The organism is Bradyrhizobium cytisi (assembly GCF_008123515.1).
Taxonomy (GTDB): domain Bacteria; phylum Pseudomonadota; class Alphaproteobacteria; order Rhizobiales; family Xanthobacteraceae; genus Bradyrhizobium; species Bradyrhizobium cytisi.
Map to the genome: position 1 here is coordinate 1 of NZ_VSSR01000180.1, position 842 is coordinate 842.

The window sequence follows — 842 nt, forward strand, 5'->3', positions numbered from 1 at the left end:
CCAAGAAAAGTGGGTACTAGTGCTGTACATCGCCCACATCCACAATCAATCGTCCGTTCCAGCTTTCCTCTGGTTCGCCACCATTGCGATCATCGTAGCTTTGCTTTTCCTGCGGCGCGCGTTGAAGTGGCGCTACCCTGTTTAGATTGGCTGCCAGTCTTGGAGGCCTCGTTGTATACGAATTACGCCGATATCCGTAGTCGCATAAGCGAAGAGCCCTCATGGTTCGATGAGTCAGCAGTTCCGCGCTATGGGCCTTTCAAGCCCGACGCGGTCGCGAATTTTTATGCGCGTGAGGCCGTACTGGTTCTCGCCGCATGTCAACGCTGTGGGCGTCAGTTTCGATTGGCGATTACACGGCCCTACTTCAAGGAAGACGCTGATGTAGCAACTGCCATCTGCCACCGGGGTCAGCACTACGGTGATCCTCCCAACATCGGTTGCTGTGAGGCCGGGCCATCGACGACGGTCGTAGAACTTGAAGTCTTGGAATACTGGTGGCGCAGATTGGGCTATGACTGGATACGAGAAGCTTCATTCGAGGTCGGCGTTGTTTCCGAAGTTATGAGCGACGACTACCGGTACGAGGCCTACTACGATGTAGATCGCAATCCGGAATTTCCATTGTCGTTTGGCTCCATACCGAAGGAGCCAAAGGGCGCGCAATTTGAGGAGCTTGTGACGGAATTGTTGAAACGATATCCAGCGGCGCCCCGCGAAGCGGTCGAAGCTGCCCTGCGTTCCGTCTGGACGGAGCGCATGTTTTCAAGACGATGTTTTCAACTTGCTGAAGACGCGCTTGCAGTGTTTCAGTGGCCTGGTGCTAGTACCCACTTTTCTTG

General features: G+C 54.5%; 1 protein-coding gene. It reads left to right on the plus strand.

Features of this window, described 5'->3' with window-relative positions; translation table 11 throughout:
* Positions 1-171 precede the first annotated feature (171 nt).
* Positions 172-842, plus strand: a 671-nt coding sequence (locus tag FXB38_RS42455) for a hypothetical protein (protein WP_148756762.1), incomplete at its 3' end; no start/stop codon positions are given.